We start from the raw sequence: 26,929 nt of genomic DNA, 5'->3' as shown, positions 1-26,929 counted from the left end.
ACGCCTGGCAGGCTTCTTCGGTGGCAAACCAGTCAAGAAATTCATTCCAGGTGCGAGGGTAGTCCTGCCCGGGAGTTGGCGTTAGCATCTGGGTTTCCATCCAGCTATTGTGGCGCTGCTGGAGCTAAATAGACACCCCTTTCATGCATCCAGTATGATGCTCTACAGGATTGATATCAAACACTTTTTGGGGACATCATGCGGCTTTGTTTAACGACTGCGGTTCTGGGTATCCGGTGTTTGGTCAGATAAACCACAAGTTGGGCATCATGATGGAAGCGATTACGCGACATTCACTCAACCGAGCCGCCGACGAAGCTGTTCAGCTTTGGGCGCTTGCCAGTGCTCAATATCCAATGCAGCATGGGCTAATCGTCGAGGTCGCAACTACTTCGATAATTGAAGTTGTCAGTTCCTTTGCGCTTAACGCGCGCCGTGCGCTTGAAGCACTGCCCCCGAATGAAAAATTTCCTTTGGTACAACCTCGCTGGCAATGGGTTCCCCGTTCCGACGGAGAGGTGGTCAGCACCCTATGGGACGCACTGAACCGAGTCATTCACGCCCAAAAACTTGAGGTTGGCTTCGAGCAACTCCCCCAGCAAGCGTCCGTCATTGATGGTGGTGCGCTGGTCGTTCCATATATTCGAGCCGCAACCGATAGAAAGAAGCTCGCGTTCATCGACCCCTTCGCTTTGTCCCATGCATTCCTGTATCGCGCGTACCCAAAACTTGTAGCTATCCAAACAGAAAAACCAGCGGGAGGGCTGCACTGATGCCCAACGAGTAAGGATAGATCGCGCGAAGCCGCGATCTGATCCGTTTGTTGGACAAGCCCGGTGGTGAAAGCTGAAGTGGGAAGTTGTGCCCCTGTAGATTGATCCGATGGAGCGGGGTGCGGTGGGCAGACCTTGGTGGCCTGCCGATGGTTTTGCAGCGCGTGCTGGCGGCAAGCTTTCACTTTCTCCCTCGCTCCAGGCAGCCGATCTGTCTGACGACCTGTTCAAGAGCGAGCCCATCCAGCGGCTGGGCGCAGCGGCTCAGACCGGGTTCGCGAGCAGCGGGTGCAAACCGTTTCAGTGCTTTGATGCCTCCACCGGATCGGCCTTGTCGGGCCGCTCGGTCTGAGGTGCGGCGCAGGCTGGCATCGCATCAGGTCGCAAGCGCCGGCGCAAAATCACCATGGCCCCACCGCAAGCGCAGCGCCAGACCGGCCGGGGTGGCGATGTTGTCGGTGGTGGTGACGGCGGCGCCGATGGCCTCAGGTGCAACACCTGCAACAGGCGCAAGCTGCGCCGATTGTTGTGGTGCAGAAAGCCGAAGTTTCTGGCCCGCACAAAGCCCTTGGGCAAGACGTGTTGCAACAGCAACCACAGGAAGTCGGCCCCTGGCAGCGTGCGGGTGGCGGACTTGCCGCTCTGGGCATCGCGATACCGGAAAGTAACCATGCCGTCTTTGCAGCGCAAGATGTCGCGCTCGGAGATCACGCCCCGGTACAGATAGCGGCCCAGGTAGCGCAGCGCGGCCTGCCCGTCGCCCACGGCCTTGCAGTCCACCACCCAGCGCTCGGGCAAACCAGCGGGCAGCGTGAGACCTGCCTGAGCCAGCGCCGCACGCACCTTGGCCGCAAACACCTTTCCCAGCGCCTTGTGGCTGAACAGGTAGCCACCGCGTGCGGGCTGTGCGCTGCCCGGCGTCTTGCCCAGCTCCACCTTGGTGCGCCACAGCCGCTCTTTGGCGTTGAGCGCTGCTGCGGGCATACACACATGCACATGCGGATGGAACCCGAGTTGGCGGTTGTGCGTGTGCAGCACCGCCAGTGCGCCGGGCGTGCCCGCGAGCTTGGGGTCGTTCTGGCTGAAGGTGTTGAGGGTGTTCCAGGCGGCGCCCATCAAAGCCTCGTAGACCACACGCTGGTGCGACCAGGCCAGGGTGCGAAGCTGGGCGGGCAGCGTGAAGGTGACGAGGAAGTAGGTGGCGGGCACCAGGGCTTTGAGTTGGCGCTGCAGCCACGCCTCGCTCTCAAAGTGTTGGCAGTGCGGGCAGGCGCGGTGGCCGCAGGAGTGCGGCAGGCAGGCCTGGGTGTGGCAGCCCGCGCAGGCCGCGAGCATGTGGGGCGCAAAGCGGGTGCGGCAGGTGCCCAGCGCGCTCAATGCCTGGCGGTGGCTGGGCAGCAGCCGATGGGCGTAGCGCTGCAGCAGCTCGGGCTCGAACTGTTGGATCAGCTCGGCCAGGCGCATCATGGCTGCGCTCCTGGCTGCGCTCCCTTTGCTGCACTCGTTGCCGATGGCCAGCCAATCCGGTAACCATTCATCAATGCGTTCAGGCGCTCGCTGCAAGCGTCAGCGGTGTGGCTGGTGAGGTGGGTGTAACGCGCGGTGGTCAGGATGCTGTGGTGGCCCAGGATCTGTTGCACCTGCAGCAGATCGACCCCGGCCTCGATCAGGTGCGTGGCGTAGCTGTGGCGCAGGCTGTGGGGAGAAATCTTTTTTTGAGGCCGAGTTCGCGGGTGACGCGCGCGAGGGTGCGCTGCACGCCGCCGCGGTCCAGCGGGCTGCTGGCGCGGTGGGCACCGCAGAGCCCGGCGGCGCGGTTGGGGAACAGCAGCGTGGGATGGCGGTGGCAGGCCCAGAAGCGACGCAGCAGTGCCAGCGTGGCCTCAGGCAGGGGCACCAGGCGGTCGCGGTTGCCCTTGGCGTTGCGCACCTGCACGCGCATGCGCTCGGCATCGATGTCGGCCACGGTCAAGGCCAGCCCTTCGCCCAGGCGCAGGCCCAGGCTGTAGAGGGTGAAGAAGAGCACGCGGTAGCTGAGCACGCGGGTGTGATCCACGATGGCCTGGATTTGGAGGGTGCTGACGATGTCGGGCAGGCGGCTGGTCTTGGGCGGGCGGATGAAGCCGGGCATGGCCCAGGGCTGATTGAGCACGTGTTCGGTGAAGAATTTGAGGCCGTACAGATCAAGCTTGACGCCGCTCCAGGAGTGCTGGGCCTTCATGGCGGTGAAGTAGTCGGCCAGCTGCGCCGGGCTCAGGGCAGAGACTTCGAAGTTGAAATGGGCGCCGATGCGGCGCATGGCGCGGGCATAGGCCTCGATGGTCTTGGGGCGTAGGCCTTTGAGTTGCAGATGCTGCAGGTGGGATCGGTACTGGCAGGCGAAAGGCTCGGGAAACTGGGCAGGGTTGATGCCGCTGGGGTGGCTGGACATGGGCGGTTCTCCTCGATGGTGGAAGGGCTGCATGCCCTACCATTGAGGCATGCACCAACACCTTACGGGATCGCCGCGGATGGCGGGGTTGTCGCTCCGCGCAGCGGCTTCGTCCAACCACTTGATCTGCATCTGGACTATCCATCAACAAGCAGAGATGTCCCTCACCGCCCGAATCCGGCGGTGATACACCGTATTTGAACTAACTTCTCGCGATTTGCAGATAGTGAGAATATTTGCAGAATCAATGAGAACCTACAACTCACACGTCAATATTCCCCGCCCGCAGCGCATTCGTCTCGATGAAATCCCGCCGCGGCTCCACCTCATCGCCCATCAGCATCGTGAACACGCGATCCGCCTCGATGGCGTCGTCGATCTGCACGCGCAGCAGGCGGCGCACGGTGGGGTCCATCGTGGTTTCCCACAGCTGCTCGGGGTTCATTTCGCCCAGGCCCTTGTAGCGCTGGCGGGCGGTGGTGCGTTCGGCCTCCGAGATGAGCCACTTCATGGCTTGGCGGAAGTCGCCGACTTTTTCTTCCTTTTGCTTGTCGCCTTCGCCACGCAGGGCCTTGGCGCCTTCGCCCAGCAGGCCGCGGAAGGTGTTGGCGGCTTCGGCCAGGGCGGCGTAGTCGGCGCCGTGCACGAAGTCTTGCGTGATGACGCTGCTCTTGACGTTGCCGTGGTGGCGGCGGCTGATGCGCAGCAGGGGTTTGTCGGTGCGCACGTCGAATTCACCCGCCACTTCGGCGGGGGCGCCGGTGGTGTTCAGCTCGCGCAGCTTGGCCTGTAGCTGCACGGCGCTGGCTTCGGCTTCGGCCACGGTGTCGAGCTTGAGGCTCACGCCATCAGCAATGGCGCGCAGGGCTTCGGCGTCCATGAAGTTGGAGAGCCGGGCGATGACGCTTTCAGCCACCTGGTGCTTGCGCGCCAGTTCGGCCAGGGTGTCGCCGGTCAGGGTTTGCGGGTTGGCGCCGCCGGTGGTCACGCTGGCGTGGTTCAGCGCAATGCGCAGCAAAAAGCCGTCGAGCGCGGGGGCGTCTTTCAGGTACAGCTCTTCCTTGCCGGCCTTCACCTTGTACAGCGGTGGCTGGGCAATGTAGATGTGGCCGCGCTCGACCAGCTCGGGCATCTGGCGGTAGAAGAAGGTGAGCAGCAGGGTGCGGATGTGGGCGCCGTCCACGTCGGCGTCGGTCATGATGATGATGCGGTGGTAGCGCAGCTTGGCCACATCAAAGTCGTCGCCCCCGGTGGTGCCTCCGGCCTTGCCGATGCCGGTGCCCAGTGCGGTGATGAGTGTGAGGATTTCGTTGCTGGTCAGCAGCTTTTCGTAGCGGGCTTTTTCCACGTTCAGGATCTTGCCGCGCAGGGGCAGGATGGCCTGGAACTTGCGGTCGCGGCCCTGCTTGGCCGAGCCGCCGGCGGAGTCGCCCTCGACGATGTAGATCTCGCACAGGGCCGGGTCTTTTTCCTGGCAGTCGGCCAGTTTGCCGGGCAGGCCCATGCCGTCTAGCACGCCCTTGCGGCGGGTCATTTCGCGGGCCTTGCGGGCGGCTTCGCGGGCACGGGCGGCCTCCACGATCTTGCCGCAGATGATCTTGGCGTCGGCCGGGCGCTCTTGCAGGTAGTCGGTGAGCAGCTTGCCCACGATGTCTTCGACCGGGGCGCGCACTTCGCTCGATACCAGCTTGTCCTTGGTCTGGCTGCTGAACTTGGGCTCGGGCACTTTCACGCTCAGCACACAGCACAGGCCTTCGCGCATGTCGTCGCCGGTGACTTCGACCTTGGCTTTTTTGGCCAGTTCGTTTTCTTCGATGTACTTGTTGATGACGCGGGTCATGGCGGCGCGCAGCCCGGTCAGGTGGGTGCCGCCGTCACGCTGGGGGATGTTGTTGGTAAAGCACAGCACCTGCTCGGTGTACGCGCTGTTCCATTGCATGGCCACTTCCACACCGATGTGCGTGCCGGGGATGCCGCCATACGTTTCGGCCGGGCGCTCGCCTGCGGCGTAAAACGAGGTGGGGTGCAGCACCGTCTTGCCCTTGTTGATGAACTCGACAAAGCCGCGCACGCCACCGGCGCCCGAGAAGTCGTCTTCCTTGCCGCTGCGCTCGTCCTTCAAGCGAATGCGCACGCCGTTGTTCAAAAACGAGAGTTCACGCAGCCGCTTGGCCAGGATCTCGTAGTGGAAGTCGTTGTTTTCTTTGAAGATGTCGGTGTCGGGCAAAAAGTGCACTTCGGTGCCGCGCTTTTCGGTGTGGCCGGTCACCCGCATGGGGCTGACTTCAAAGCCGTCCACGGTGGCCAGCAGGCGGTCTTGCACGAAGCCGCGCGCAAATTCGATCTGGTGCACCTTGCCTTCGCGGCGCACCGTCAGGCGCAGCCATTTGCTCAGCGCGTTCACGCAGCTCACGCCCACGCCGTGCAGGCCGCCCGAGACTTTGTAGCTGTTTTGGTTGAACTTGCCGCCGGCGTGCAGTTCGGTCAGCGCGATTTCGGCAGCCGAGCGCTTGGGCTCGTGCTTGTCGTCCATCTTCACGCCGGTGGGGATGCCGCGGCCGTTGTCGGTGACGCTGATGGAGTTGTCGGTGTGGATGGTCACCACGATGTCATCGCAATGGCCGGCCAGGGCTTCGTCGATGGAGTTGTCCACCACTTCGAACACCAGGTGGTGCAGGCCGGTGCCGTCGCTGGTGTCGCCGATGTACATGCCGGGGCGCTTGCGCACGGCCTCCAGGCCTTCGAGGATGGTGATGGCGCCTTCGCCGTAGCTCTCGCTGGCCCCTGCCTGGTTGGTGTCGATCTTGTTGACGGTCGGCTCCCCATGGCCGGAGGCGCCGGAGGATTCGGGCTCGGAAGGAATGCTGTGGTCAACGGTCATGGTGGGCCTTGGGATGCATGGAAACCGGGGTTTCCAATATTTTCAATATCAAATCAGGCTGTTGCGCAAGTCTGGTAAGCGCTAGCAGCTATCAAAAGCATAGCATTTTGGTGCGTTTGCCAGGGTGCTGCGCGCCTTGTGTGCGGCGGCAGCGTCCCCCGCGCTGCGGGCCTAGATGCGCATGGGCATCACGACGTATTTGAAGCTGTCGTTATCGGGGATGGTCACCAGTGCAGAGCTGTTGCCGTCCGAAAGCTCCAACTTGACCATGTCCTGGCCCATGTTGGCCAGCGCGTCGATGAGGTAGGTCACGTTAAAGCCGATCTCGATGATGTCGCCCCCGTAGTCGATGTCGAGCTCGTCCACGGCCTCTTCCTGCTCGGCGTTGTTGGAGGCCACGCGCAGCGAGCCGGGCTCCAGGTTCAGGCGCACGCCCTTGAACTTGTCGGTGGTCATGATGGCCGTGCGCTGCAGGCTGGCCAGCAGTGGTGCGCGGCCCAGGGTGATGCTGTTCTTGTGGTTCTTGGGGATCACCCGGTTGTAGTCTGGGAACTTGCCTTCGACCAGCTTGGTTACAAACTCCATGCCGCCAAAGGTGAATTTGGCCTGGTTGTTGGCAAACTGCATCTCGATGTGGGGCTGGTTTTCACCGCCGGCGTCCGACAGCAGGCGCTGCAACTCGATCACGGTTTTGCGCGGCAGGATGACTTCCTGCTTGGGCACTTCCACGTTCAGCTTGGCGCTGGCAAAGGCCAGGCGGTGGCCGTCGGTGGCGACTAGGCTCAGGGTTTTGCCCTCGGCCACGAACAAAATGCCGTTGAGGTAGTAGCGGATGTCCTGCACCGCCATGGCAAAGCTCACCTGGCTCAGCAGGTCCTTGAGCGTCTTTTGCGGCACGGCAAACACGGGGCCGAAGGCGGCAGATTCCTGCACCAGCGGGAAGTCTTCGGCCGGCAGGGTTTGCAGCGTGAAGCGGCTTTTGCCGCCCTTCAAGATCAGCTTGGACTGGCTGGACTCCAGGCTCACGGTCTGGTCGGCGGGCATGGTGCGCAGGATGTCGATGAGCTTGCGCGCGCCTACGGTGGTGGTGAAGTCGCCGGTGTCGCCGCCCAACTCGGCCGTGGTGCGGATCTGGATTTCGAGGTCGCTGGTCGTCAGCTGCAAGGCATTGCCTGTCTTGCGGATCAGCACGTTGGCCAGGATGGGCAGGGTGTGGCGCCGCTCCACGATGCCCACCACGGACTGCAGTACCGCGAGAACTTTGTCTTGTGTTGCCTTCAGGACAATCATGTCATCAACCTCTTGTGGTTTTTGTAACGGTGCCGGGATAGCAGCTTTGCAGGTCGTGTCTCCCCCCTGCGCTGCAAAAGGAAGCTCTGCATAACCCTCGCGAGGATGCGCTGGTGCGGATCGGGATGGGCCACAAGGCGCTTTTTTCAGCCAATAGCCTGGCTATTGGCAAGAAAAGCAACGCCGTGGACTGCCCGAGCCCGCGCAGACCGCAGGGAGTTATGCAGAGGTTCCTTAACCCGCCATTTTGCCCGCTTGCAAGGCCATTGCCGCTGCCGGCGCGGTTTTTGGTTCCATGGTTTGCCCAGCCCCACCACAAAGGCTGATCCAGGCGCTGCCCGGGCGAGGCACGCCGAGCAAGGGCCGCCCCGCAGCGAGGGCGTCGTCTCCCTTGCGGGGAAAGGTGCCGGAGGGGACTTTGGGGATGCTTCGTGTCCATCTCAACCTTTCAGGGTCTGCTCCAGCACATGAAGCTGCTGGTTCAGCTCGGTGAGCTGCTGGCGCTCGCCGGAGATCTTGCGCACCGCGTGCAGCACCGTGGTGTGGTCGCGTCCGCCAAACAGCTCGCCAATCTCGGGCAGGCTTTTTTGTGTCAGCTCCTTGGCCAGGTACATCGCAATCTGGCGCGGTCGGGCAATGCTGGCCGGGCGCTTTTTGCTGTACATGTCGGCGACCTTGATCTTGTAGTAGTCGGCCACCGTCTTTTGGATGTTCTCCACGCTGATCTGCCGGTTCTGGATCGACAGCAGATCGCGCAGGGCCTCGCGGGCGAGCTGGATGGAGATGTCTTTTTGGTTAAAGCGCGAGTACGCCAGGATCTTGCGCAGCGCGCCTTCGAGCTCGCGCACGTTCGAGCGCACATTTTTGGCCACGAAGAAGGCGACCTCTTCGGGCATTTCCGTACCTTCCACGCGGGCCTTGTTGATCAAAATGGCCACGCGCATTTCCAGCTCGGGCGGCTCGATGGCCACCGTGAGGCCCGAATCAAAGCGCGACACCAGCCGCTCGTGGATGTTGGCCAGGCCCTTGGGGTAGGTGTCCGAGGTCATCACGATGTGCGACTTCTTGGCCAGCAGGGCCTCGAACGCGTTGAAAAACTCTTCCTGCGTGCGGTCCTTGTTGGCGAAAAACTGCACATCGTCGATCAGCAGCAGATCGAGCGACTGGTAGCGCTCCTTGAATTCATCAAAGGTGCGGCGCTGGTAGGCTTTAACCACATCCGACACAAACTGCTCGGCGTGGATGTAGAGAACTTTGGCGTCGGGCCGGTCTTGCAGCAGGCGGTTTCCCACCGCATGCACCAGGTGGGTCTTGCCCAGACCCACGCCGCCGTAGATGAACAGCGGGTTGTACAGGTGCCCCGGCATACCGGCCACATGCATCGCGGCCGAGCGCGCCATGCGGTTGGCCGTGCCCTCCACCAGGGTCTCGAACGTCAGGGCGGCGTTGAGCCGGTTGCGAAAGGCGCTGTCCGAGGCGTCATCGCTGCCGCTGGCCGTGGCGCTGGACTGCGCAGGTGCATGGGGAGCCTCCGGTGCAGCCGGACGAACATAAGTACGGGCAATGGATTCCCGCTGAGCGAGCGCTAACTCCAGCGTCACCGGCTGGCCATACAGACCCTCGAGCAGCGCAGCGATGCGGCCGGCATACTGCGCGCGGATCCAGTCGAGCTTGAAGCGGTTGCCCACCAGCAGCGTCACCTTGGAAAAGTCTTCGGCCACCTGGGCGATCAGCGGCTTGATCCAGGTGTTGAACTGTTGCTCGGGAAGCTCTTGCGCCAGTTGCTCTGCACAGGCCTGCCACAGGCCCTGACCTGCGTCGGTGCCGGTCGATGGGAAGGGGCTTCGGGAGGGTTCCTCGGTCATTTCAGGACAATGTGGGTTGTGGATAGAGGAACTTGGCTGGGCGGCGAATTCTAGCTTGTCAAAGAGTTATCCACACACCGGGCGCGCCCCGCGCACTTGCCGGGAGCGATATGGTCGGGGGTGTCCGCAACGCAAATCAGGGCGCACGGCAGGGTGCCGCGCGCGGGCCATGTCGGGTGGGGTGCTCTAGGAGCCTGTCGGACTTGGAAATCGTCGGCTGCAAATCGACCGCAGCGGTCCATTTTTAACCGCCTTTTTGCCCCACAGCTCGGCTATGGGGCTGCAAATTCGGCAAAAACTGTCCTCGCTGGGGCCGATTTTCGCTTTCGACGCTCCAAGTCCGACAGGCTCCTAGCCCGCGAATGGGCCTGTCCATCGAAAGGCATTGCCAGCCTGAGTCAAGACTGCGATAATTGCGGGTTTCCCTGAATGCGTTCAGGGCGATTTGACCCGGCGCGCCGTCATGTGTGCCCCCAAAGTCTGCCGCCAAGGCTGCAATGCAGCCTGAGCCAGCGGTGCCCGGGGTTCAAGAGCAGCGGTCCGGAACTGAACCTCAAGGAATAGCATCATGAAACGTACTTACCAGCCTTCCAAGACGCGCCGTGCGCGCACCCACGGTTTTCTCGTTCGCATGAAAACCCGCGGTGGCCGTGCCGTGATCAACGCACGCCGCGCCAAGGGCCGCAAGCGCCTGGCCGTCTAAGGCCCATCGGTCTATAGCCTGCTCCCCGCTTGCTGCCGGTCTGTACCGACAGGGTTATACGGGGTGCTTGCATGCAACGGCTGAAAACCCGTCCGCAGTTCCAGGCCGCCATGGCGGGGGGCACGGTCTCCCGCACCGCGCACTTTGCGCTGCACTGCCTGATGCTGGACGTCGGCAGCGGCACACCTTGTTCTCCCGCCAGCGATCCCGCAGGGCCCGGCTCCTTGACGTCACAGCAAGGGCCGCAGGCCCTGTTTGCCGTGCCGGGGGTATGGCTGGGCGCCATGGTTCCCAAGCGGTGGGCGCGGCGCGCGGTCACGCGCAACGCGATCAAGCGCCAGATTTACAGCGTGGGCGCCCTGTTTGAGGCCGGGCTACCGCAGGCCGCGCATGTGGTGCGCCTGCGCACCGGGTTTGACCGCAAGCAGTTCAAGAGCGCGGTGTCCGATGCGCTGAAAGATGCGGTGCGCGCCGAGCTGTTGCAACTGTTCGGTCATGCTGTGCGGCGCGTGTCAGGCCCGGCACAGCAAGCTTCGCCCAGCGCTGGGACGCCGCGGGCACTTGCGCCATGATGCAGCGGCTTCTCATCGGCATCGTCAAGGCCTACCGCCTGTTGCTCAGCCCGTGGCTGGGCTCGGCCTGCCGGTTTGAACCCACCTGCTCGGTCTATTCGCTGCAAGCGCTCGAAACGCACGGCACAGCGGCAGGCAGCTACCTGACATTGCGCCGGCTGGTTCGCTGCAATCCCTGGTGCGACGGGGGCCATGATCCGGTCCCGCAACATCTGCCGCGCGGTCTGCGAATGTTTTCGCGGCTCTCCGATTTCCACACCACCCAACCATCTTCACCAAAGAAGTCTCCATGAACGACATGCGCCGCACCATCCTGTGGGTGATTTTTGGCTTTTCCATGGTTTTGCTGTGGGATAAATGGCAGTTGCACAACGGCAACAAGGCCACGTTTTTCCCCGCCGCGCCAGCAACAAGCTCAGCGGCAACCGCCGCCTCGGCCCCCGCTGCGCCAGCGTCGGGTGCCGCCGGGATGGCCAGCGTGCCTGCGCCGGCCGCAGTGGCCTCTGCGGGTGCTTCGGCGGTGCCGGGTCAGGCAGCGCCAGCAGCCAAGCGCGAGCGCGTGGAAGTCAAGACCGACCTGTACCGGCTTACGTTTGATAGCGAAGGCGGCTCGCTGGTGGGTGCAGAGTTGCTGCAGCACATCGACATGACCGACAAGTCGCGCAACTTCCTGCTGCTCGAAGAAAGCGCGCAACGCGTGTACGTGGCGCAGACCGGTCTGGTCGGCGGCACCTTCCCCACCCACAAGACGGTGATGACGGCAGTGCCTGGCGCCCGCGAGCTCAAGGACGGCGAAGACTCGATCAGTATTCGTTTCGAGTCGCCCGAGCTGGGCGGCGTCAAGCTGGCCAAGACCTGGACGATCAAGCGTGGCGCCTACGACATTGCTGTCAAGCACGAAGTCGTCAACGTCGGCAGTGGTGCCGTGTCGCCCCAGCTGTATTTGCAGTTGGTGCGCGACGGCAACAAGCCGCCAGGCGAGTCCTCGTTCTACTCGACCTTCACCGGCCCGGCCGTGTACACCGACGCCAAAAAGTACCAGAAGATCGAGTTCAAGGACATTGAAAACAACAAGGTCGACATTCCCAAAGAGTCGCCCAACGGCTACGTGGCCATGGTGCAGCACTACTTTGCCACCGCATGGCTGCTCGCTGACGGGACCCAACGCGGGCTGTTCACCCGCAAGGTGGATACCAACCTGTACTCGGTGGGCATGCTCACGCCCCTGGGCAGCATGGAGCCGGGTACCAGCAAGGCCATCGACGCGCGCCTGTTTGCCGGCCCCCAGGTCGAGACCATGATGGAAGCGCTCAGCCCCGGGCTGGAGCTGGTCAAGGACTACGGCTGGCTCACCATCCTGTCCAAGCCCCTGTACTGGCTGCTCGATCAGCTGCACGAGATCCTGAACAACTGGGGCTGGGCCATCGTGGCGCTGGTGCTGCTGCTCAAGATCGCGTTCTACTGGCTCAATGCCAAGGCCTACGCCAGCATGGCCAAGATGAAAGCCATCAACCCCAAAATCATGGAGATGCGCGAGCGCCTGAAGGACAAGCCGCAGCAGATGCAGCAGGAGATGATGCGGATCTACCGCGAGGAGAAGGTCAACCCCATGGGCGGCTGCTTCCCCATCATGATCCAGATCCCCGTGTTCATTGCGCTGTACTGGGTGCTGCTGTCCAGCGTTGAGATGCGCAACGCGCCCTGGATTGGCTGGATCAAGGACCTGTCGACGCCTGACCCCCTGTTCATCCTGCCGTTGCTCATGACCGTGAGTTCGCTGCTGCAAACGGCCCTGAACCCCGCGCCGCCCGATCCGCTGCAGGCCAAGATGATGTGGTTCATGCCGCTGATCTTCAGCGTGATGTTCTTCTTCTTCCCCGCCGGCCTGGTGCTGTACTGGCTGACGAACAACATCCTGTCGATTGCGCAGCAGTGGATCATCAACACCCGCATGGGTGTGCCGCCGGAGTTCAATCTGCCCAAATTTAAGTAATCCCCTGAGCGGCTGTGCCGCTTCCCCCTTCTCCCGAATGGCTGCGTAATTCGGGAAGGGGGACGACACCAGCGCACGCAAGCGAAGCGCTGCCTGCGCAGCTTGGCGGCCCTTGCGCGGCGGTTGCTGGTCTGCGCCGCGCTCGTTTTGGCGCTCTGCCCCTGATCGATCGCTACCATGCTCGCCCGCCACCACGACCCCATCGTCGCCATTGCCACCGCCCCGGGGCGCGGGGCCGTTGGCATCGTGCGGGTGTCGGGCAAAGGGCTGGAGGCCCTGGTGCAGGCGCTGTGCGGCCGCGCACTGAAAGCCCGCGAGGCCACTTTCCTGCCGTTTCGCGATGCACAGGGCCATGCCATCGACCAGGGGCTGGCGCTGTACTTCCCCGGTCCGCACAGCTACACCGGCGAAGACGTGCTGGAGCTGCAGGCGCACGGCGGGCCGGTGGTGTTGCAGTTGCTGCTGGCGCGCTGCCTGGAGGCCGGTGCCGCCATCGACGCTGCCACGGGCCAGCCGACCTTGCCCGGCTTGCGTGTGGCCCAGCCGGGCGAGTTCACCGAGCGCGCCTTCCTCAACGACAAGATCGACCTGGCCCAGGCCGAGGCCGTTGCCGACCTGATCGACGCCAGCACCGAAGCGGCGGCGCGAAGCGCCAGCCGGTCTCTCACGGGCGCGTTCTCCGAGGAAATCCACGGCCTGCGCGATGCGCTCATCCACCTGCGCATGCTGGTGGAGGCCACGCTGGACTTTCCTGAGGAAGAAATTGACTTCTTACGCAAGGCCGACGCGCACGGACAGCTATTGAATTTGAAGCAAACGCTGGCGCGGGTGCTGCAGCGTGCGCGCCAGGGCGCTCTGCTGCGCGAAGGCATCAAGGTGGTGATTGCGGGCCAGCCCAACGCAGGCAAAAGTTCGCTGCTCAATGCGCTGGCCGGTGCAGAGCTGGCCATCGTCACGCCGATTGCGGGCACCACGCGCGACAAGGTGCAGCAGACCATCCAGATCGAAGGGGTGCCCCTGCACATCATCGACACAGCCGGTCTGCGCGACAGTGACGATGAGGTCGAACGCATCGGCATCGCCCGGGCATGGGATGCTATTGCCACCGCAGACGCCGTGCTTTTCCTGCACGATCTTTCGCGGCAGAGCGACACCGAATACCTCGCTGGCGAGCTCACCATCGAACGCGCGCTCACCCATAAAGTGCCGGAATCGGTTCCGGTCATTGATGTGTGGAACAAGCTCGATTGCGCTGGGCCCGATGTGGTCTCTGCCCAGGGCGCCGAGGCCACGGGGCGCCGCCCGGCCGTCCGGCTGTCGGCGCGCACGGGCGAGGGGCTGGATGCCCTCAGACAGGTTCTGTTGCAGGTGGCGGGCTGGCAAGCCGCGCCGGAGGGCGTTTGCATTGCCCGCGCGCGCCATGTCGACGCGCTGCGCGCCGTGGCGGCGCATCTCGACACGGCCCAGACCCAGTTGCAGTTGGCGGCCTCGGCCCTGGATTTGCTGGCCGAGGAGCTGCGTCTGGCGCAGAACGCGTTGAGCACCATCACGGGCGAGTTCACCTCAGAGGACCTGCTGGGGGTGATCTTCTCGAGCTTTTGCATCGGGAAATAGGCCGCTGTGCAGGGGCTCAATGTTGTAATCAGAAGTAAACAACGCTTGCGCGCAACCTGTAACAAGGTTACTTTTCGCGCATCATGAATGTTTCATCCCTCGCTGCTTTCAGGATCGACCTCAGTGGGCTCATTGATGCCTTTGCCCAGGCGAACGCTGAGGACAGCATGACCAACCCGCTGACGCTTGCGCAGTGGGACATTCTTTCTTCCTACCTGCTGCCTGTCGTGCTGCCTGCCGGGCAGGTACTTTTCAGCCGTGGGGCCAATGACCGCACCCTGTACTTTGTGGAAAGCGGTAGCCTGAGCGTGCACTACCAGGACGAAAAAGAGCGGCTGCGACTGGCCATGGTGGCCGCTGGCTCGCTGGTGGGCGAGGGCGCTTTTTTTTCGCATCGCACCCGCAGCGCCACGGTGCAGTCCAGCGCCCCATCCAAACTCTGGAGTCTCACCGCGATCCGGTACACCGAGCTGTCCAATCGCCAACCTGCCATCGCGCTGGCTCTGGCCATGGCCGCAGGCTCGGTCATGGCAAAACGCTTGAGCAGCCGCCGCCGGCGTGTTGCAGTCACCTGACGGGTGACCCAGCGCGAGATCCGCTGCGCCCTATTTGATTTGCCGCGGGCGGCAGTCTTTCAACCCAAACCGGCCTGTCTCGGCGCCGTTCCGAAGAAAGCACGCAATCCATGTCTCTGTTCAGTTGGTTCAGCCGTAAGCCAGAGCCCATCAGGCATCGCCCCGTTGTGGACCCCTCGGTGTTGCTGGGTGCAGACGCCACCGTCCCTCTGACTCCGACCCGTCATTTCAGGCCAGCGGCAGCAACGCCTGCCCCGCAATATGGCGCCGATCCCAAGAATGATCGGGTGCAGCGGCGCGAGCTACTTTACGCCGTGGTGCGCGATGCCATGGTTCGCGCGGGCGTGCTGTCGGCCAGCTATAAATTCAAGGTGCTTTCGCTCGATCAGCGAGGTCGCCAGTTTCTGGTGATGATCGACGTGGCCCGCCAATACGGCGGTGAGACGGGCCGCCTGAGCGAGATTGAGGCGCTCATCGCGCAGACCGCCAAGGGGCGCTATGACATTCTGGTAACGGCCGTTTACTGGCGTCTCAATGACCATGTCGCCGTTGGCGTGCCGCAACGGGGCGCGAACAGCCAGGCGGGTAGTTCATCGCCACGCCGCCCTCCCGCATCGGCGGCCCCCGTGCCCGCTGCCCCGGGCGCGGTCGCTTCGCCAGCCGCCAGGCCGTTGCCAGCCGCAGAGTCTGCGATGGCCGCCATCCACAGCGAAATCGCTGTGCAACGGCCCCCGCTGACCGCCCCGTCCATGCCGGCAGCTTCCAAGTTCGAGCCCATTGAGGCAGACGAGGTGGCTGCCTTCAAGCGCGCCCTGGCCATGGCCGCAAGCGCCTCTTCTGCAGCGGGCGCGACGGCGGCCGCGCAGCCTGGCGTGGCCGTGCATTCGGGCCCCATGCTTCCCTCGTCATTCACCCCCGGATCTGATGGCGCGCAGGCTGCCGGCGCCGATGGGCCAGCGCAGGATCTCAGTGCCACCCAGTACGGCGACCTGAACTAGGAAAGCGCGACACCACCCTCCCGAGGATGCGCTGGCGCAGACCGGGAGGGGCTACACCGCGCGCTTGCTTGCCCTTGCCTCGATTCGGTGTGGATTGCCTGGTCAACATCGCCTGGCTTCGCGGCCCGATCGCTCCCAGGTACGCTCGCGGCTCGGACTGGTCAGCGCTGGGCCATGGCTTTCCAGAACGCTTCGGCCAGCGGGCCCAGCCGCCGCTTGGGCCGGTACAAACGCACTTCAAAGTGCACCTCCATGTGCGCATCGGCCGCCGGGGCCAGGCGCCCGGCCTTGCAGTCGGCGTGCACCATCGACCACGGCAACCAGGCCACTCCCAGGCCTTTTTGCACGTATTCATAGTGCGCGTCCGGCGAATCGCACTCCACCACCCGCTGTAGCCTTGGCGCCTGCGGGTTCTGCGCCAAATGGTCTTCCACCAGCCGCCCGAGCGCCAGCTGTGGCGCGTAGGCGAGGTAAGGCACTGGCGCTGAGTCCTGGCCGAAGCCGTGCTCCGCCTGCCCCTGCACCGTGGCGCGGGACACGGGAACGAGTCGATCAGCCAACACCGTGACGTGGCTAAACTGCCGCGCATCGAGCCGGATCGCCAGCGCAGGGTGGTGATAGACCAGCGAGAAGTCGGCCTCGCTGCGCTCGAGCATGGCCACGGTCTCGGCCAGCGACCGTGTGCGTATGCAGATCTCGCCGCCCTGGAGCACGGGCCGCAACGCCACAAGCCAGTCAGCGAGCACCGTGCGTGCCAACGTGCGGCCGGTAGCCAGCGTCACGGTGCGCCCCTGGCGGCCGGCAAGGCTTTGCAGCTCCTCGTGCGACTGGGCGAGGCTGCGCGCCATGTGGCCTGCCGTCTCCAGAAAGCTCTGCCCCGCCGCGGTCAGTGTGACCGGCCCGCCGCCCCGCTCCACGAGGGGAGTGCCTGCCCAGGCCTCCAGGGCACGGATGCGGCGGCCAAAGGCCGGATGCGTCACATGCCTGAGTTCGGCCGCGCGCGTGAAGCTGCGCTCCCGCGCCAGAACGATGAAGTCTTCCAGCCATTTAAGCTGCATCGTGTGACTCCGTGGTCAGTGGGGGCTGCGTCTGGGCGCCGCAGCGCGGGGTGGAGCTCAGGCAGGTGGCGATGCAGCAGCCTGTGCCGCCTGCAGCACGCTGCGGGTTCGCAAGGCCTCCTGGCGGGCCGCCGCTGCAAAGTCTTCACCGCGCGATGCGTACAGGATGGCGCGCGAGGAATTGACGATGATGGGGCCTTCAGGGCGCAGGCCGGCGCGCACCGTGGCAACGGCATCCCCGCCCTGTGCGCCCACGCCCGGAATCAGCAGAGGCAGCGTGGGCGCGATGCTGCGCACGCGCTCGATCTCCTGCGGGTAGGTGGCGCCCACCACCAGCCCAAGCTGGCCGTTCTTGTTCCACGGGCCCTGCGCCAGGCGGGCCACATGCTCGTACACCAGCGGCTGGCCTTCGATGCTGGACAGGCGTTGGTTCTGCAAATCGTCCCCCCCGGGGTTGGAGGTGCGGCACAGCAGAAAAGCGCCTTTGCCATGGTAGGCCAGGTATGGCTCGATCGAGTCAAAGCCCATGAAGGGCGAGAGCGTGACCGCATCGGCCCCGTAGCGCTCAAAGGCTTCTTTGGCGTACTGCTCGGCAGTGGATCCGATGTCGCCGCGCTTGGCATCCAGAATGACCGGCACGTGCGGAGCGTTGCAGCGCATGTGCTGCATCAGGCGCTCCAACTGGTCCTCAGCGCCGTGGGCGGCAAAGTAGGCAATCTGGGGCTTGAAGGCGCACACCAGGTCGGCGGTGGCGTCCACCATGGCCGCGCAAAAGTCATAGATCTTGCGCGGGTCGCCCTGCAGGCTGGCCGGGAAACGGCTGGGTTCCGGATCCAGCCCCACGCACAGCAGAGAGTGGTTCTGTGCCGTGGCGCGGCGCAGCATGTCGATGAAGTTCATGGGGGGCCATTTTAGGTGGGCAGGGTGGCAAGGCCGGCAACGACGAGCGCAACCCGCATTGCAAGCGCCCGCCTGCCCCGCAACCGGGTCACGCCAAGGCGAAGCCTTCTCAGGTCATGCCGGGCCATGTGTTCCGTCGACGCCATCGATGATCGAGCGCCGGAAAAGCAAAAAGGCCGTCTGAACGGCCTTTTTTCGGTGGGGGCAGGCTACTAGGAGCCCGCTCCGCCTGAAAGCTGCATCAGCGAGGTACGGTCAGCAGGCGCTGCACATCGCGGTCGTTGGGCAGTGCGTAGTCGTGGCCACGCACGATGCGGCTGTCGTCGGTGCGCACGAGCTTGAGGCTCACATAGGTGAAGTTGGCAGCGGCCGAGTAGGTGCCTACCAGCACCAAAGACGCGTTGTGGTTGCGGGCGATGTCTTTGATTTCGCGCGACAGCAGCAACTCGCCAGCACCTTCGCGCACGAACAGGTCGCCGCGCAGCTTGATTTCCTTGACGTTAAAGCCGTTGGCAGCCATGCCCGAGGCATACTGCTCCGACAGCGTGCGGCCCAGGGGCGCTGCACGGCTGAGGTCGTTGACATTCACCACGGTCGCCACGAGCACCGGGCCACCGCCCAGCGAAGCCATGTCGAAGCCGGCCGTGAGCTTGGACACCGCATCACGGCTGCTCTGGATGAACGGGCTGCTGGCGGCTTCCTGGTAGGTGGGATCAACGCGCACCGGCGCAGCGTTGTTGGCACAACCGGCCAGCACCACGCCGGCCAGCACCGTCAAAACGAGTGCAGGGGTTTTCATTGGGAGACAACCTTCATGTTGACGTTCTTGTACGAGGTACGCGTGAACAGCGAGGTATCAGCGTTTTCCAGGTAGTACACGTCGGTCTTGCGGGCGATGAACTGGCCCCCACGCATGACCGTGGTGGTCAGGATCAGCTCGGTGTTGGTCGGGCCGCCCGAGTTGATGCTGTTGGCGTAATCAGCAGCCAGCGCCAGACCCACGGCCCCGGCGGCTTGGGTGTCCACGTGGTAGTTACGCAGCCCATAGGCAGCGAAGAGACCCGCAGCCAACATGGTGAACTGGCCCGGAATGAAGTGTGGGCGTTCGCTGTTGTGGCGCACGACCTGGATGCCGTACGAAACGTCCAGCGCCGAGCCTTGGTTTTGGTGCACCACAGCCCCGCTTTGGACCATCTTGGTGATCAGAAACTCGCGGAACGCCGTTTCAAACTGTGACGCATTGGCGGGCAGGGCCACATGCAGTGGCGTGTTGGCAGCAATGCCCGCTTTGTCCAGGGTGACCAGCGTTTGCTGGACCACATCGCGTGAGACCAGGTTCCAGTGGCCCGCAGACCGGACCTTCGGCTGCGATGTGTATTCGAAATTTTCCGCGACGGGAATAGGCGCCTTTTGTGCGCACCCCACCAAAGCTGCCACAGCGCCAGCCAAAACGGCCAAGCTGATTGCCTTTGAAAACGACATGAATCCCTCCTACGGACTAAAGTTGCAGGGACCCGAACAGATCCATCCTGCGTGAGCGTAATTTATTCTGGGCGGTATCCTCAACAAAAACAAGAAAAAATTACGCTAACTGCGCTCCAGCGTAGGCAGTTCGTTGTTTTTGGTCACAGTTGCGCGCCCACGCAAGGCTGCAATGCCGTCGGCCAACGGCCTGTCTTGCATTTGCTTACATGGATGCGGACGCGCGCTGCTCCAGGATATCGAACGCGGGCAGCTTTTTGCCCTCCAGCACTTCCAGGAACGCTCCACCGCCCGTCGAGATGTAGCCCACCTGCTTGTCGATGCCGTACTTGGCAATCGCCGCCAGCGTGTCGCCGCCACCTGCAATGCTGAACGCGGGCGATTGCGCAATCGCCTGGGCGATTGCGCGGGTGCCGTTTTCAAAGGCTGCAAATTCAAACACGCCGACCGGGCCGTTCCAGACGATGGTGCCCGCCGATTTGAGCTGGGCGGCCAGGCGGGCGGCGGTCTGGGGGCCAATGTCCAGGATGAGGTCGTCTTGCGCCACATCGGTGGCGGCCTTGACCGTGGCCGGCGCATCGGCAGCGAAGGTTTTGGCCACCACCACATCGGTGGGGATCGGCACCTCGGCGCCACGGGCCTTCATGGCGTCCATCACGGCGCGGGCTTGCGCCACCAGGTCGGGCTCGGCCAGGCTTTTGCCGATGGGCAGGCCGGCGGCCAGCATGAAGGTATTGGCAATGCCGCCGCCCACGATGAGCTGGTCCACCTTGGAGGCCAGGCTATTGAGAATGGTGAGCTTGGTCGAGACCTTGGAGCCCGCCACGATGGCGGCCAGCGGGCGCTGCGGGTGGGCCAGGGCTTTGGTCAGCGCGTCGATCTCGGCCGACAGCAGCGGGCCAGCGCAGGCCACGGGCGCGTATTGGGCGATACCGTAGGTGGTGCCCTCGGCGCGGTGGGCGGTGCCAAACGCGTCGTTCACGAAGATGTCGCACAGCGCGGCCAGCTTGCGGGCCAGCGCCTCCGTGTTCTTTTTCTCGCCCACGTTCAGGCGGCAGTTTTCCAGCAGCACGACCTGGCCGGGGGCAACGCTCACGCCGTCCACCCAGTGGCTGACCAGGGGCACATCGCGGCCCAGCAGCTCAGACAGACGGGCCGCCACCGGGGCCAGCGAATCCTCGGGCTTGAATTCGCCCTCAGTGGGGCGCCCCAGGTGGCTGGTGACCATCACCGCCGCCCCGGCATCCAGCGCCATGCGGATGCAGGGCACCGAAGCGCGGATGCGGGTGTCTTCGGTGATGCGGCCTGCATCATCCTGCGGCACGTTCAGGTCGGCACGGATGAAAACGCGCTGGCCCTGGGCCTTGCCCTGGGCGCACAGGTCGGAGAAACGGAGGATGTTCATGAAGGCAGCTTCCTGGGGCGATGGATCGGGTCAAAGGATCGGGACAAAGGGCCTTCATTTTAGGCGCCCGCCCAGGCGCGCCCCGCTCGCGCCCTGGCCAGGGACGCGCGCCTACCAGCCCCAGCCGATGTGCAGCGGCAGATACACCGCCATGCCGACCACGATGGTGCCCAGAATGCCCCGGCGCCAAAAATAGTAGGCAACAGCGCAGAGCACGGCCGGAATCCGCGCATCCCGAAAGGTGCCAATGAGCTCGCCATGGGCCATCAGGATTTCGGGCGCGATCACCGCCGTGAGCGCCGCCAGGGGGGCGTATTTGAGGCCGCGCCTGAGCCAGTGGGGCAGGGGCAGCTCGCGCTGGGGGATCATGAAAAATGCGCGCGAAATCACGGTGATGACGGCCAGCCCGACAATGGCGATGGCGGGTTCAACCCAGGACCAGTCTGTGCTCATGGATGACGATCCTCATGCAGGGTGGCGGCCTCGCCCTGGGGCGCAGGCGCGTGCTCCCGGGCTGGCCGGGTGTTGTCGGTCGGTACGAGCACCACACGCGGGTGCTGACGGCGGCGCTCCACCGCCTCCATCAGCAGGCCCGCGGCGACTGCGGCCGCAATGGCGACCAGGATGTTGAGCTTGAGCGGCAGAGCAAAGGCCGCAATGGCGGCCGTGGCGGCGACCACGGCGGCCAGACACGTGGCACGGTCCAACAACAGCGACAGCAGCACGCCCAGCAGCGCCAGCACACCGGCAAAGCCCAGGCCCCACGACAGTGGCACGGCATGGGCCAGAAGAATGCCCGCAATGGACGGCACCTGCCAGGCCAGCCAGTTGGTGGTGGCAGCGCCCCAGAAGTAGGGGATTTGCTCCGCCTGCGGGCGCGGCTCGGGAAAGCGCTTCATGAACGCGACATAGATCACGTCGCCGCTGAAATAGCCTACCGCCAGACGCTGGCGCAGCGGCAGGTGGGCGAAGTAGCTTCGCCACATGCTGCTGAAGATGACAAAGCGCAGGTTCACACAGATGGCCGTGAGCCAGATCACCCACAGCGGCGCGCCCACGGCCATCAGCGGTATGACGGACAGTTGCGCGCTGCCCGCGTAAACGGCCAGCGACATGAACAGCGCCAGGCCCACGGGCATGCCGCTTTTGACCATGGCCACGCCCGTGACCAGCCCCCAGGCGGCAATGCCCAGCGATGTGCCCGCCATGTCCTGTGTGGCCTGGCGAAACGAAGGGTGCTGCACGGTGGAACGCACCGCCGCCAGCGCGCCGTGGCGGCGGCTCATGCGCTGGCCTGGTCGGACGCCAAGACGGGCACCCCGCCCAGGCGCATGCCGGGCCGCAGATCGAAACCGCGCAGAAACTCCGCCGCCGACAGCCGCTTGCCGCCGGGGCGCTGCAGCGTGGTCAGCCGCAGCGCGCCCTGACCGCACGCCACCGTCACGCCCAGCGAGTTCACAGACAAAATATCCCCGTTGCGCACGTCCACATTAGATTGTTTGCTATCAATTTCGCAGTACCAGACCTTGATGACTTCACCGGCGCAATCGGTGCTGGCACCCGGAAACGGGTCCAGCGCGCGCACCCGCCGCGCGATCACCTCGGCATCGAGCGACCAGTCGATGGTGCTCTCGCCCTTGTCGATCTTGTGCGCGTAGGTGACGCCGTCGGCGGGCTGGGGCGTGGCCTGCAGACGGCCGGCGGCTGCCAGCTCCAGCGCCTGCACGATCAGGCGCGCGCCCTGGGCGGCCAGGCGGTCGTGCAAGCTGGCGGTGGTGTCTTGCGGCCCGATGGGCAGCCGCTCCGCGAGCAGCATGTCGCCCGTATCGAGGCCCGCGTCCATCTGCATGATGGTGATGCCGGTTTCCGCGTCACCCGCCTCAATCGCCCTGTGGATGGGCGCTGCGCCGCGCCAGCGGGGCAGCAGGCTGGCATGGATGTTGAGGCACCCTCTGGGTGGCAGGTCCAGCACCCACTGCGGCAGGATGAGCCCGTAGGCGGCCACCACCATCACATCGGCTTGGGCAGCCAGCAGCGCATCGCGTGCGGCGGCCGCATCGTCGGGGTATTTGCCATCGAGCCGCAGGCTGCGCGGCTGCGCGACCGCAATGCCGTGCGCCAGCGCGCACTGCTTGACCGGCGACGCCTGCAACTTCATGCCGCGGCCAGCAGGCCTGTCCGGTTGCGTGAGCACCAGCGGCACGGTATGACCGGCCTGCAACAGGCTTTGCAGCGCGGCGCTGGCAAACTCGGGCGTACCGGCAAAAATCACTTTCATGGGAAGGGTCCGTCTACTGGGTCGTCACGATAGGGTGCGGCGCGATGCACGGGCCGGTCCTCACCGTACCGGCGGCAGCGCGCATCAGTCGCGCGCGCGGTCAAAGTGGGGCAGCTCGTCGGTGAAGATGACCTGTCGCACCCGGCCCTGGCGGTCCAGATGCACATGGGCCAGACGCACATCGGAGTTCTGGCGGAAGCGGTAGGTCCAGATGTCGCCATCGAATCGGGCCACCTCCTCCACCAGCACCGGAGGGCCGAACGTGCTTTGCACCTGCTGCCGGGTCCACCCGCTGCCTGCCAGCGCTTCGAACCGCGTCTGGGTCAGGACCTGCTCGTTGCGCACCAGGCGGCCGCCCGCGTCAAAGTCCAGGTTGTAGGCTTCAAAACCGGCGGGCAGCGCGGTGTAGATGAGCCGCTCGCCAGAGGGCAGCGCATAGGTCGCCTGGGGTGGCCCCAGCCTCGCGACCACCTCGCTGCGCAGGGCGCCCGGTGCCTCGCGCCCGGGCAGCGCACAGCCCGCCAGCAGAGCCGCCAGGCCGCCCAGGCCCACAAACGCCACGATGGCCAGGCTGCGCCGCAGCGGGGTCGCGGCCGGGACCATCAGTTGCGGGCCCCCCGCTGCTGCTTGATCATCTTGGTCTTGATGCGGTTGCGCTTGAGGGGCGAGAGGTATTCCACGAACACCTTGCCCATCAGGTGATCCATCTCGTGCTGCACGCACACCGCCAGCAACCCCTCGGCCTTGAGCACCTGCGACTGGCCCTGGGCGTCCAGTGCGCGCACATGCACTGCGTCAAACCGCTCCACGCCGTCATAGATGCCGGGCACGGACAGACAGCCTTCTTCATTGACGTGCTTTTCCTGGCTGGCCCAGACGATTTCCGGGTTGATCAGCACCAGCGGCTGGTCCCGATCTTCCGAGACATCGATGACGATGACGCGTTCATGCACATCCACCTGGGTGGCCGCAAGCCCGATGCCGTGGGCGTCATACATGGTGGCGAGCATGTCAGACACCAGCGCCCGGATGCGGTCATCCACCGCCTGAACGGGCTGCGCCACCTTGTGCAGGCGCGGGTCGGGGTAACAGAGAATGGGAAGAATTGCCATGGAGATGGGGAAAAGATGTCGCTATTTTCGCCACTTTTGCGCCTGCCGGAGGGTCCGCAGGGCAATAATCGTTGCCGAATCAAGGGCTTGAGCGGAAAATCTCAGAAGGTTTTTAACGACAAAGCCCGGGGGGCTCGCTTGCCGCAAGACTCGCGGTGCCAGCCAGGGGCGTTTCACAATGCATGAGAAAAGGAATCACATGACGGCATTCACCAGCATTCGGCGAAACGCTCTGGGCGCACTCACCATTCTTGCTGGCGCAACGCTGTGTACGCTGTCGGCCCATGCACAAAGCTACCCTGTGTCAGGAAGCCAGCGTGCCACGGCTCAGCAGGTGTCTGAGCGCGGTATTCCCCTGTCGGAACTCGCCCCGAACGCGCCCGACTCCTACACGGTCAAGCGTGGAGACACCCTGTGGGGAATCTCTGGCCTGTTTCTCAAGAGTCCCTGGCGCTGGCCCGAGCTGTGGGGCATGAACCTCCAGGCCATCGCCAACCCCCACCGCATCTTCCCGGGGCAAACCCTGTATCTGGACAAGAACGGCGGTTTTGCGCGGCTCTCGACCACGCCGCCGGGCTCCACCGAGCCTGAAACTGTGCGCGTGTCGCCGCGTACCCGGACGGAAAGCCTGGGCGACGCCGCATTGCCGACACTCAAGCCCCACCTGATCGAGCCGTTCCTGGTGGAACCCATCGTGGTGGACGCGCAGGTGCTGCAACAGGCGCCCCGCATCATTGCGACCACCGAGGAGCGCGTTCTGATGGCCGCGGGCGACCGGGCCTATGTGCGCGGCGACCAGGCCTCGCCGCTGCAGGTCGAGGGCGGTGATCCCCGGCAATTCCGGGTCTTCCGCGACGCGGTGGCCCTGAAGGACCCGGCCACCGGGGAAATTCTGGGCTACGAGGCTCAGTATCTCGGCAAGGCTGAATTGATTCGCGGCGAGTCTTTCGAAGACGTGCCCAACGGGCGTGGTAACTACACCGCCGAATACGTCCCCGCCACCATCGACCTGAAGGCCACCAAGGAGGAAATCCGCGCGGGTGATCGCCTCCTGCCCATGGCTGCCCGTGGTGCCTTCGTGACCTACACGCCCCGTGCTCCCCAGATGGACGTGGAGGCGCGCGTGGTGGCGCTTTACGGTAGCGCGGCGCTTGCCTACGCAGCGCAGAACCAGGTGGTTGCCATCAGCGTGGGCACCCAGGACGGCGTGGAGCCGGGCCATGTGCTGACCTTGCTGACCCGGGACACCCGCGTCAAGGATGTGAGCGACGGCAAGAGTGCGTCCGTCAAGCTGCCCAACGAAAACAATGGCACCGCCATGGTGTTCCGCACGTTTGAGCGGGTCTCCTACGCCCTGCTGCTGGAGATTCGCAACGGCGTGCGCGTGGGTGACCGGCTGGTCAACCCCAAATAAAGCCACTGCGGCCTGCACATACAGGCTCCAGTTCGCCCGCTTGGTTCGTGCACCCGATGGACCGAAATGAACTCGGTGGGTGGCTGCGCCTCACACTGTCCACCGGCGTAGGCAACGCGTCGGCGCGGCGTTTGCTTAGCCGCTTCGGGCTGCCTCAGGCCATTTTTGAGCAGACCGAGGCCGTGCTGGCGCAAACCGTGACTGCGGCCCAGGCCCGCGCGCTGGTCGAGGTTCCGCAGACCTGGGCCGAACTCCTTGAGACGACCTGGCGCTGGCTGCAGTCCGCCGACAGCGGCATCGGCCGCGCCGTGGTCACTTTGGGGGACGCGCGCTACCCCCGCGCGCTGCTGGAAACCGAAGACCCCCCGCTGGTGCTGTACGTCATGGGGGCATCGCGCTGGCTGGCGCAAGAGTTCATTCCGCAAGGTCAGTGCCTTGCCATCGTGGGAAGCCGTAATCCCACCGCACAGGGCGCTGAAAATGCGCGGCAGTTTGCCCAGGCGCTCGCCAAGGCAGGGCTCACCATCATCTCGGGCCTGGCCCTCGGGGTGGACGCCGCAGCCCACGAGGGCGCCCTGCAGGCGTCCACCAGCGACGCTTGGCCCGGCACCTCGCCGACCATGGCCGTCGTGGGCACGGGGCTCGATCGCGTCTACCCGCGAAAAAACCTCGATCTGGCCCACCGCATTGCCGCCAGTGGCCTGCTGATCAGTGAATATCCCCTGGGCACGCCCCCCTTGGCGTCGAATTTCCCCAAACGCAACCGCATCATCTCCGGCCTGTCGCAAGGCACGCTGGTCGTCGAGGCCGCACTGGCCTCGGGCTCGCTCATCACCGCGCGGACGGCGCTGGAGCAGGGCCGCGACGTGTTTGCGATTCCCGGCTCGATCCATTCGCCGCAATCGCGCGGTTGCCATGCGCTGATCCGCCAGGGCGCCAAGCTGGTCGAAACCGCCCAGGATGTGCTGGAAGAGCTCCCTGTTGCAACTCCGCTGGCGGCAGACCATGGCGCCAACGCCGCTAAGGCATGCCAGCCCGCAGATTCCGGGACCCCCGACGATGATCTGCTGGCCGCGTTGGGCTTTGATCCCATGGGTATCGATGCACTGTTGGCGCGCACGGGTTTGGATGCGGCCACGCTTCAGGTGCGGCTGCTGACCCTGGAACTCGAGGGGCGCGTTGCCCGGCTGCCGGGCGGGCTTTTCCAGCGCTTGGAACGGGTGTGACACCTTCGCAGCGACGAAGGCAGCCCGGGAGCCCGCCTTGGGCGGCCCAAGCCGCTTCGCCGCAGGCCCCGGCCACCCCACACAGTGCGCCCTGGCGCACGCAGCCGCCATGTTGGACGAGAACGCTGCCCTGAGGCTTGCAGTGTTGGGCCCCCATGCCTGACCCTAAAAACGGCAGTTGACCGCTTGTCATCTTGCCGCACACCGCGTGGACTCGAGCCTTGGGTTGTTTTCGCAGCCTCACCTTTGGGGTGACAGCGCTATGCACTTGCCAGCACCGCTTTTGGAGCGCCATGCGGTGTTGCTCCTCCTTGCAGGCACGAGCCTGCCGCGTCGTCGCGCCTTGCCTGGCACCCCAA

The 26,929-nt window shown here is 64.6% G+C and carries 24 protein-coding genes and 2 pseudogenes; 10 read left to right on the top strand and 16 right to left on the bottom strand.

What is annotated here, in order from left to right; translation table 11 throughout:
• Positions 1-100 (bottom strand): annotated as a pseudogene (locus ACK543_RS03940) (IS1595 family transposase); the annotation flags it as partial.
• A 70-nt stretch (positions 101-170) separates the two neighbouring features.
• Between ACK543_RS03940 and ACK543_RS03935 the strand changes: the two are divergent.
• Entirely contained in the window at positions 171-773 is a 603-nt protein-coding gene (locus ACK543_RS03935; protein WP_409941552.1) for a hypothetical protein, read from the top strand.
• Positions 774-1,073: 300 nt separating this feature from the next.
• Here the strand turns inward: ACK543_RS03935 and ACK543_RS03930 are convergent, their stop codons facing one another.
• The 5 genes and pseudogenes from ACK543_RS03930 to dnaA all read right to left on the bottom strand — a co-directional run bounded on the left by ACK543_RS03930 (position 1,074) and on the right by dnaA (position 9,240).
• Positions 1,074-2,240, bottom strand: a complete 1,167-nt coding sequence (locus ACK543_RS03930) for a transposase (RefSeq protein ID WP_409941551.1) — start codon at positions 2,238-2,240, stop codon at positions 1,074-1,076.
• Positions 2,237-3,204: pseudogene (locus ACK543_RS03925) on the bottom strand (tyrosine-type recombinase/integrase). The gene ACK543_RS03930 and the pseudogene ACK543_RS03925 overlap by 4 nt, the downstream one beginning before the upstream one ends.
• A gap of 262 nt (positions 3,205-3,466) precedes the next feature.
• Positions 3,467-6,085 carry a DNA topoisomerase (ATP-hydrolyzing) subunit B gene (gyrB, locus tag ACK543_RS03920; protein WP_409941550.1) on the bottom strand — a complete coding sequence of 873 codons (2,619 nt, stop codon included), beginning with the start codon at positions 6,083-6,085 and terminating at the stop codon, positions 3,467-3,469.
• A 171-nt stretch (positions 6,086-6,256) separates the two neighbouring features.
• Complete coding sequence (gene dnaN / locus ACK543_RS03915; protein WP_409941549.1) at positions 6,257-7,375, bottom strand: DNA polymerase III subunit beta; 1,119 nt, start codon at positions 7,373-7,375, stop codon at positions 6,257-6,259.
• A 440-nt stretch (positions 7,376-7,815) separates the two neighbouring features.
• Positions 7,816-9,240, bottom strand: coding sequence for a chromosomal replication initiator protein DnaA (gene dnaA / locus ACK543_RS03910; RefSeq protein WP_409941548.1), 1,425 nt, complete (start codon positions 9,238-9,240; stop codon positions 7,816-7,818).
• 568 nt (positions 9,241-9,808) lie between these two features.
• Between dnaA and rpmH the strand changes: the two genes are divergently transcribed.
• From rpmH to ACK543_RS03875, 7 genes are all read left to right on the top strand, one after another.
• Positions 9,809-9,943, top strand: a complete 135-nt coding sequence (gene rpmH, locus ACK543_RS03905) for a 50S ribosomal protein L34 (RefSeq protein WP_005798102.1) — start codon at positions 9,809-9,811, stop codon at positions 9,941-9,943.
• A 71-nt stretch (positions 9,944-10,014) separates the two neighbouring features.
• Entirely contained in the window at positions 10,015-10,515 is a 501-nt protein-coding gene (locus ACK543_RS03900) for a ribonuclease P protein component (protein ID WP_409941547.1), read from the top strand.
• The gene (gene yidD, locus ACK543_RS03895) at positions 10,512-10,808 is read left to right on the top strand and encodes a membrane protein insertion efficiency factor YidD (protein ID WP_409941546.1); all 297 of its coding nucleotides are present in this window, start codon (positions 10,512-10,514) and stop codon (positions 10,806-10,808) included. The genes ACK543_RS03900 and yidD overlap by 4 nt, the downstream gene beginning before the upstream one ends.
• Positions 10,805-12,508 (top strand): membrane protein insertase YidC, encoded by a 1,704-nt coding sequence (gene yidC / locus ACK543_RS03890; RefSeq protein WP_409941545.1) that lies wholly within the window; start codon positions 10,805-10,807, stop codon positions 12,506-12,508. Before yidD ends, yidC begins: the two co-directional genes overlap by 4 nt.
• Before the next feature lie 177 nt (positions 12,509-12,685).
• Positions 12,686-14,122: a tRNA uridine-5-carboxymethylaminomethyl(34) synthesis GTPase MnmE gene (mnmE, locus tag ACK543_RS03885; protein WP_409941544.1), complete on the top strand. Its 1,437-nt coding sequence runs from the start codon at positions 12,686-12,688 to the stop codon at positions 14,120-14,122.
• 83 nt (positions 14,123-14,205) lie between these two features.
• The gene (locus ACK543_RS03880; protein WP_409941543.1) at positions 14,206-14,697 is read left to right on the top strand and encodes a Crp/Fnr family transcriptional regulator; all 492 of its coding nucleotides are present in this window, start codon (positions 14,206-14,208) and stop codon (positions 14,695-14,697) included.
• 110 nt (positions 14,698-14,807) lie between these two features.
• Positions 14,808-15,695, top strand: a complete 888-nt coding sequence (locus ACK543_RS03875; protein WP_409941542.1) for a hypothetical protein — start codon at positions 14,808-14,810, stop codon at positions 15,693-15,695.
• 161 nt (positions 15,696-15,856) lie between these two features.
• Here the strand turns inward: ACK543_RS03875 and ACK543_RS03870 are convergent, their stop codons facing one another.
• The 10 genes from ACK543_RS03870 to def form a co-directional block, all read right to left on the bottom strand.
• A complete protein-coding gene (locus tag ACK543_RS03870) occupies positions 15,857-16,753 on the bottom strand; it encodes a LysR family transcriptional regulator (RefSeq protein WP_409941541.1) in 897 nt (298 codons plus the stop codon).
• Between the two features lie 57 nt (positions 16,754-16,810).
• The gene (gene pyrF / locus ACK543_RS03865; protein WP_409941540.1) at positions 16,811-17,653 is read right to left on the bottom strand and encodes an orotidine-5'-phosphate decarboxylase; all 843 of its coding nucleotides are present in this window, start codon (positions 17,651-17,653) and stop codon (positions 16,811-16,813) included.
• 241 nt (positions 17,654-17,894) lie between these two features.
• Positions 17,895-18,452, bottom strand: a complete 558-nt coding sequence (locus ACK543_RS03860) for a FlgO family outer membrane protein (RefSeq protein ID WP_409941539.1) — start codon at positions 18,450-18,452, stop codon at positions 17,895-17,897.
• Positions 18,449-19,135: a hypothetical protein gene (locus tag ACK543_RS03855; protein ID WP_409941538.1), complete on the bottom strand. Its 687-nt coding sequence runs from the start codon at positions 19,133-19,135 to the stop codon at positions 18,449-18,451. The genes ACK543_RS03860 and ACK543_RS03855 overlap by 4 nt, the downstream gene beginning before the upstream one ends.
• Before the next feature lie 205 nt (positions 19,136-19,340).
• Complete coding sequence (locus ACK543_RS03850; protein WP_409941537.1) at positions 19,341-20,540, bottom strand: phosphoglycerate kinase; 1,200 nt, start codon at positions 20,538-20,540, stop codon at positions 19,341-19,343.
• A gap of 111 nt (positions 20,541-20,651) precedes the next feature.
• Entirely contained in the window at positions 20,652-20,993 is a 342-nt protein-coding gene (locus ACK543_RS03845) for an AzlD domain-containing protein (protein WP_409941536.1), read from the bottom strand.
• On the bottom strand, positions 20,990-21,826 hold the full coding sequence (locus ACK543_RS03840) for an AzlC family ABC transporter permease (protein WP_409941535.1): 837 nt from the start codon (positions 21,824-21,826) through the stop codon (positions 20,990-20,992). Before ACK543_RS03840 ends, ACK543_RS03845 begins: the two co-directional genes overlap by 4 nt.
• The gene (fmt, locus tag ACK543_RS03835) at positions 21,823-22,818 is read right to left on the bottom strand and encodes a methionyl-tRNA formyltransferase (protein WP_409941534.1); all 996 of its coding nucleotides are present in this window, start codon (positions 22,816-22,818) and stop codon (positions 21,823-21,825) included. Before fmt ends, ACK543_RS03840 begins: the two co-directional genes overlap by 4 nt.
• 84 nt (positions 22,819-22,902) lie before the next feature.
• Complete coding sequence (locus tag ACK543_RS03830; protein WP_409941533.1) at positions 22,903-23,421, bottom strand: hypothetical protein; 519 nt, start codon at positions 23,419-23,421, stop codon at positions 22,903-22,905.
• On the bottom strand, positions 23,421-23,930 hold the full coding sequence (def, locus tag ACK543_RS03825) for a peptide deformylase (protein ID WP_409941532.1): 510 nt from the start codon (positions 23,928-23,930) through the stop codon (positions 23,421-23,423). Before def ends, ACK543_RS03830 begins: the two co-directional genes overlap by 1 nt.
• Before the next feature lie 199 nt (positions 23,931-24,129).
• Here def and ACK543_RS03820 point away from each other — a divergent pair, with 199 nt between their 5' ends.
• The gene (locus ACK543_RS03820) at positions 24,130-25,344 is read left to right on the top strand and encodes a LysM peptidoglycan-binding domain-containing protein (RefSeq protein WP_409941531.1); all 1,215 of its coding nucleotides are present in this window, start codon (positions 24,130-24,132) and stop codon (positions 25,342-25,344) included.
• 56 nt (positions 25,345-25,400) lie between these two features.
• Entirely contained in the window at positions 25,401-26,570 is a 1,170-nt protein-coding gene (gene dprA, locus ACK543_RS03815) for a DNA-processing protein DprA (RefSeq protein ID WP_409941530.1), read from the top strand.
• The last annotated feature ends 359 nt before the right edge of the window (positions 26,571-26,929 follow it).

Origin of the sequence: Acidovorax sp. (assembly GCF_046341535.1) — a bacterium.
In the GTDB taxonomy this organism is placed as follows: Bacteria; Pseudomonadota; Gammaproteobacteria; order Burkholderiales; family Burkholderiaceae_C; genus Acidovorax.
Note: the sequence above shows the minus strand (reverse complement) of the source record. Positions and strands in the feature narration are given on the sequence as shown.

What these genes read in the sequence shown, in the direction of transcription:
- ACK543_RS03840 (WP_409941535.1), bottom strand. Translation starts at nt 21,826, where the DNA reads ATGAGCCGCCGCCACGGCGCGCTGGCGGCGGTGCGTTCCACCGTGCAG.
- ACK543_RS03875 (WP_409941542.1), top strand. Translation starts at nt 14,808, where the DNA reads ATGTCTCTGTTCAGTTGGTTCAGCCGTAAGCCAGAGCCCATCAGGCAT.
- yidD (WP_409941546.1), top strand. Translation starts at nt 10,512, where the DNA reads ATGATGCAGCGGCTTCTCATCGGCATCGTCAAGGCCTACCGCCTGTTG.
- ACK543_RS03870 (WP_409941541.1), bottom strand. Translation starts at nt 16,753, where the DNA reads ATGCAGCTTAAATGGCTGGAAGACTTCATCGTTCTGGCGCGGGAGCGC.
- fmt (WP_409941534.1), bottom strand. Translation starts at nt 22,818, where the DNA reads ATGAAAGTGATTTTTGCCGGTACGCCCGAGTTTGCCAGCGCCGCGCTG.
- pyrF (WP_409941540.1), bottom strand. Translation starts at nt 17,653, where the DNA reads ATGAACTTCATCGACATGCTGCGCCGCGCCACGGCACAGAACCACTCT.
- ACK543_RS03900 (WP_409941547.1), top strand. Translation starts at nt 10,015, where the DNA reads ATGCAACGGCTGAAAACCCGTCCGCAGTTCCAGGCCGCCATGGCGGGG.
- ACK543_RS03850 (WP_409941537.1), bottom strand. Translation starts at nt 20,540, where the DNA reads ATGAACATCCTCCGTTTCTCCGACCTGTGCGCCCAGGGCAAGGCCCAG.
- ACK543_RS03855 (WP_409941538.1), bottom strand. Translation starts at nt 19,135, where the DNA reads ATGTCGTTTTCAAAGGCAATCAGCTTGGCCGTTTTGGCTGGCGCTGTG.
- yidC (WP_409941545.1), top strand. Translation starts at nt 10,805, where the DNA reads ATGAACGACATGCGCCGCACCATCCTGTGGGTGATTTTTGGCTTTTCC.
- rpmH (WP_005798102.1), top strand. Translation starts at nt 9,809, where the DNA reads ATGAAACGTACTTACCAGCCTTCCAAGACGCGCCGTGCGCGCACCCAC.
- dnaA (WP_409941548.1), bottom strand. Translation starts at nt 9,240, where the DNA reads ATGACCGAGGAACCCTCCCGAAGCCCCTTCCCATCGACCGGCACCGAC.
- ACK543_RS03845 (WP_409941536.1), bottom strand. Translation starts at nt 20,993, where the DNA reads ATGAGCACAGACTGGTCCTGGGTTGAACCCGCCATCGCCATTGTCGGG.
- dnaN (WP_409941549.1), bottom strand. Translation starts at nt 7,375, where the DNA reads ATGATTGTCCTGAAGGCAACACAAGACAAAGTTCTCGCGGTACTGCAG.
- ACK543_RS03880 (WP_409941543.1), top strand. Translation starts at nt 14,206, where the DNA reads ATGAATGTTTCATCCCTCGCTGCTTTCAGGATCGACCTCAGTGGGCTC.
- ACK543_RS03860 (WP_409941539.1), bottom strand. Translation starts at nt 18,452, where the DNA reads ATGAAAACCCCTGCACTCGTTTTGACGGTGCTGGCCGGCGTGGTGCTG.
- ACK543_RS03930 (WP_409941551.1), bottom strand. Translation starts at nt 2,240, where the DNA reads ATGATGCGCCTGGCCGAGCTGATCCAACAGTTCGAGCCCGAGCTGCTG.
- ACK543_RS03830 (WP_409941533.1), bottom strand. Translation starts at nt 23,421, where the DNA reads ATGGTCCCGGCCGCGACCCCGCTGCGGCGCAGCCTGGCCATCGTGGCG.
- ACK543_RS03820 (WP_409941531.1), top strand. Translation starts at nt 24,130, where the DNA reads ATGACGGCATTCACCAGCATTCGGCGAAACGCTCTGGGCGCACTCACC.
- dprA (WP_409941530.1), top strand. Translation starts at nt 25,401, where the DNA reads ATGGACCGAAATGAACTCGGTGGGTGGCTGCGCCTCACACTGTCCACC.
- def (WP_409941532.1), bottom strand. Translation starts at nt 23,930, where the DNA reads ATGGCAATTCTTCCCATTCTCTGTTACCCCGACCCGCGCCTGCACAAG.
- mnmE (WP_409941544.1), top strand. Translation starts at nt 12,686, where the DNA reads ATGCTCGCCCGCCACCACGACCCCATCGTCGCCATTGCCACCGCCCCG.
- gyrB (WP_409941550.1), bottom strand. Translation starts at nt 6,085, where the DNA reads ATGACCGTTGACCACAGCATTCCTTCCGAGCCCGAATCCTCCGGCGCC.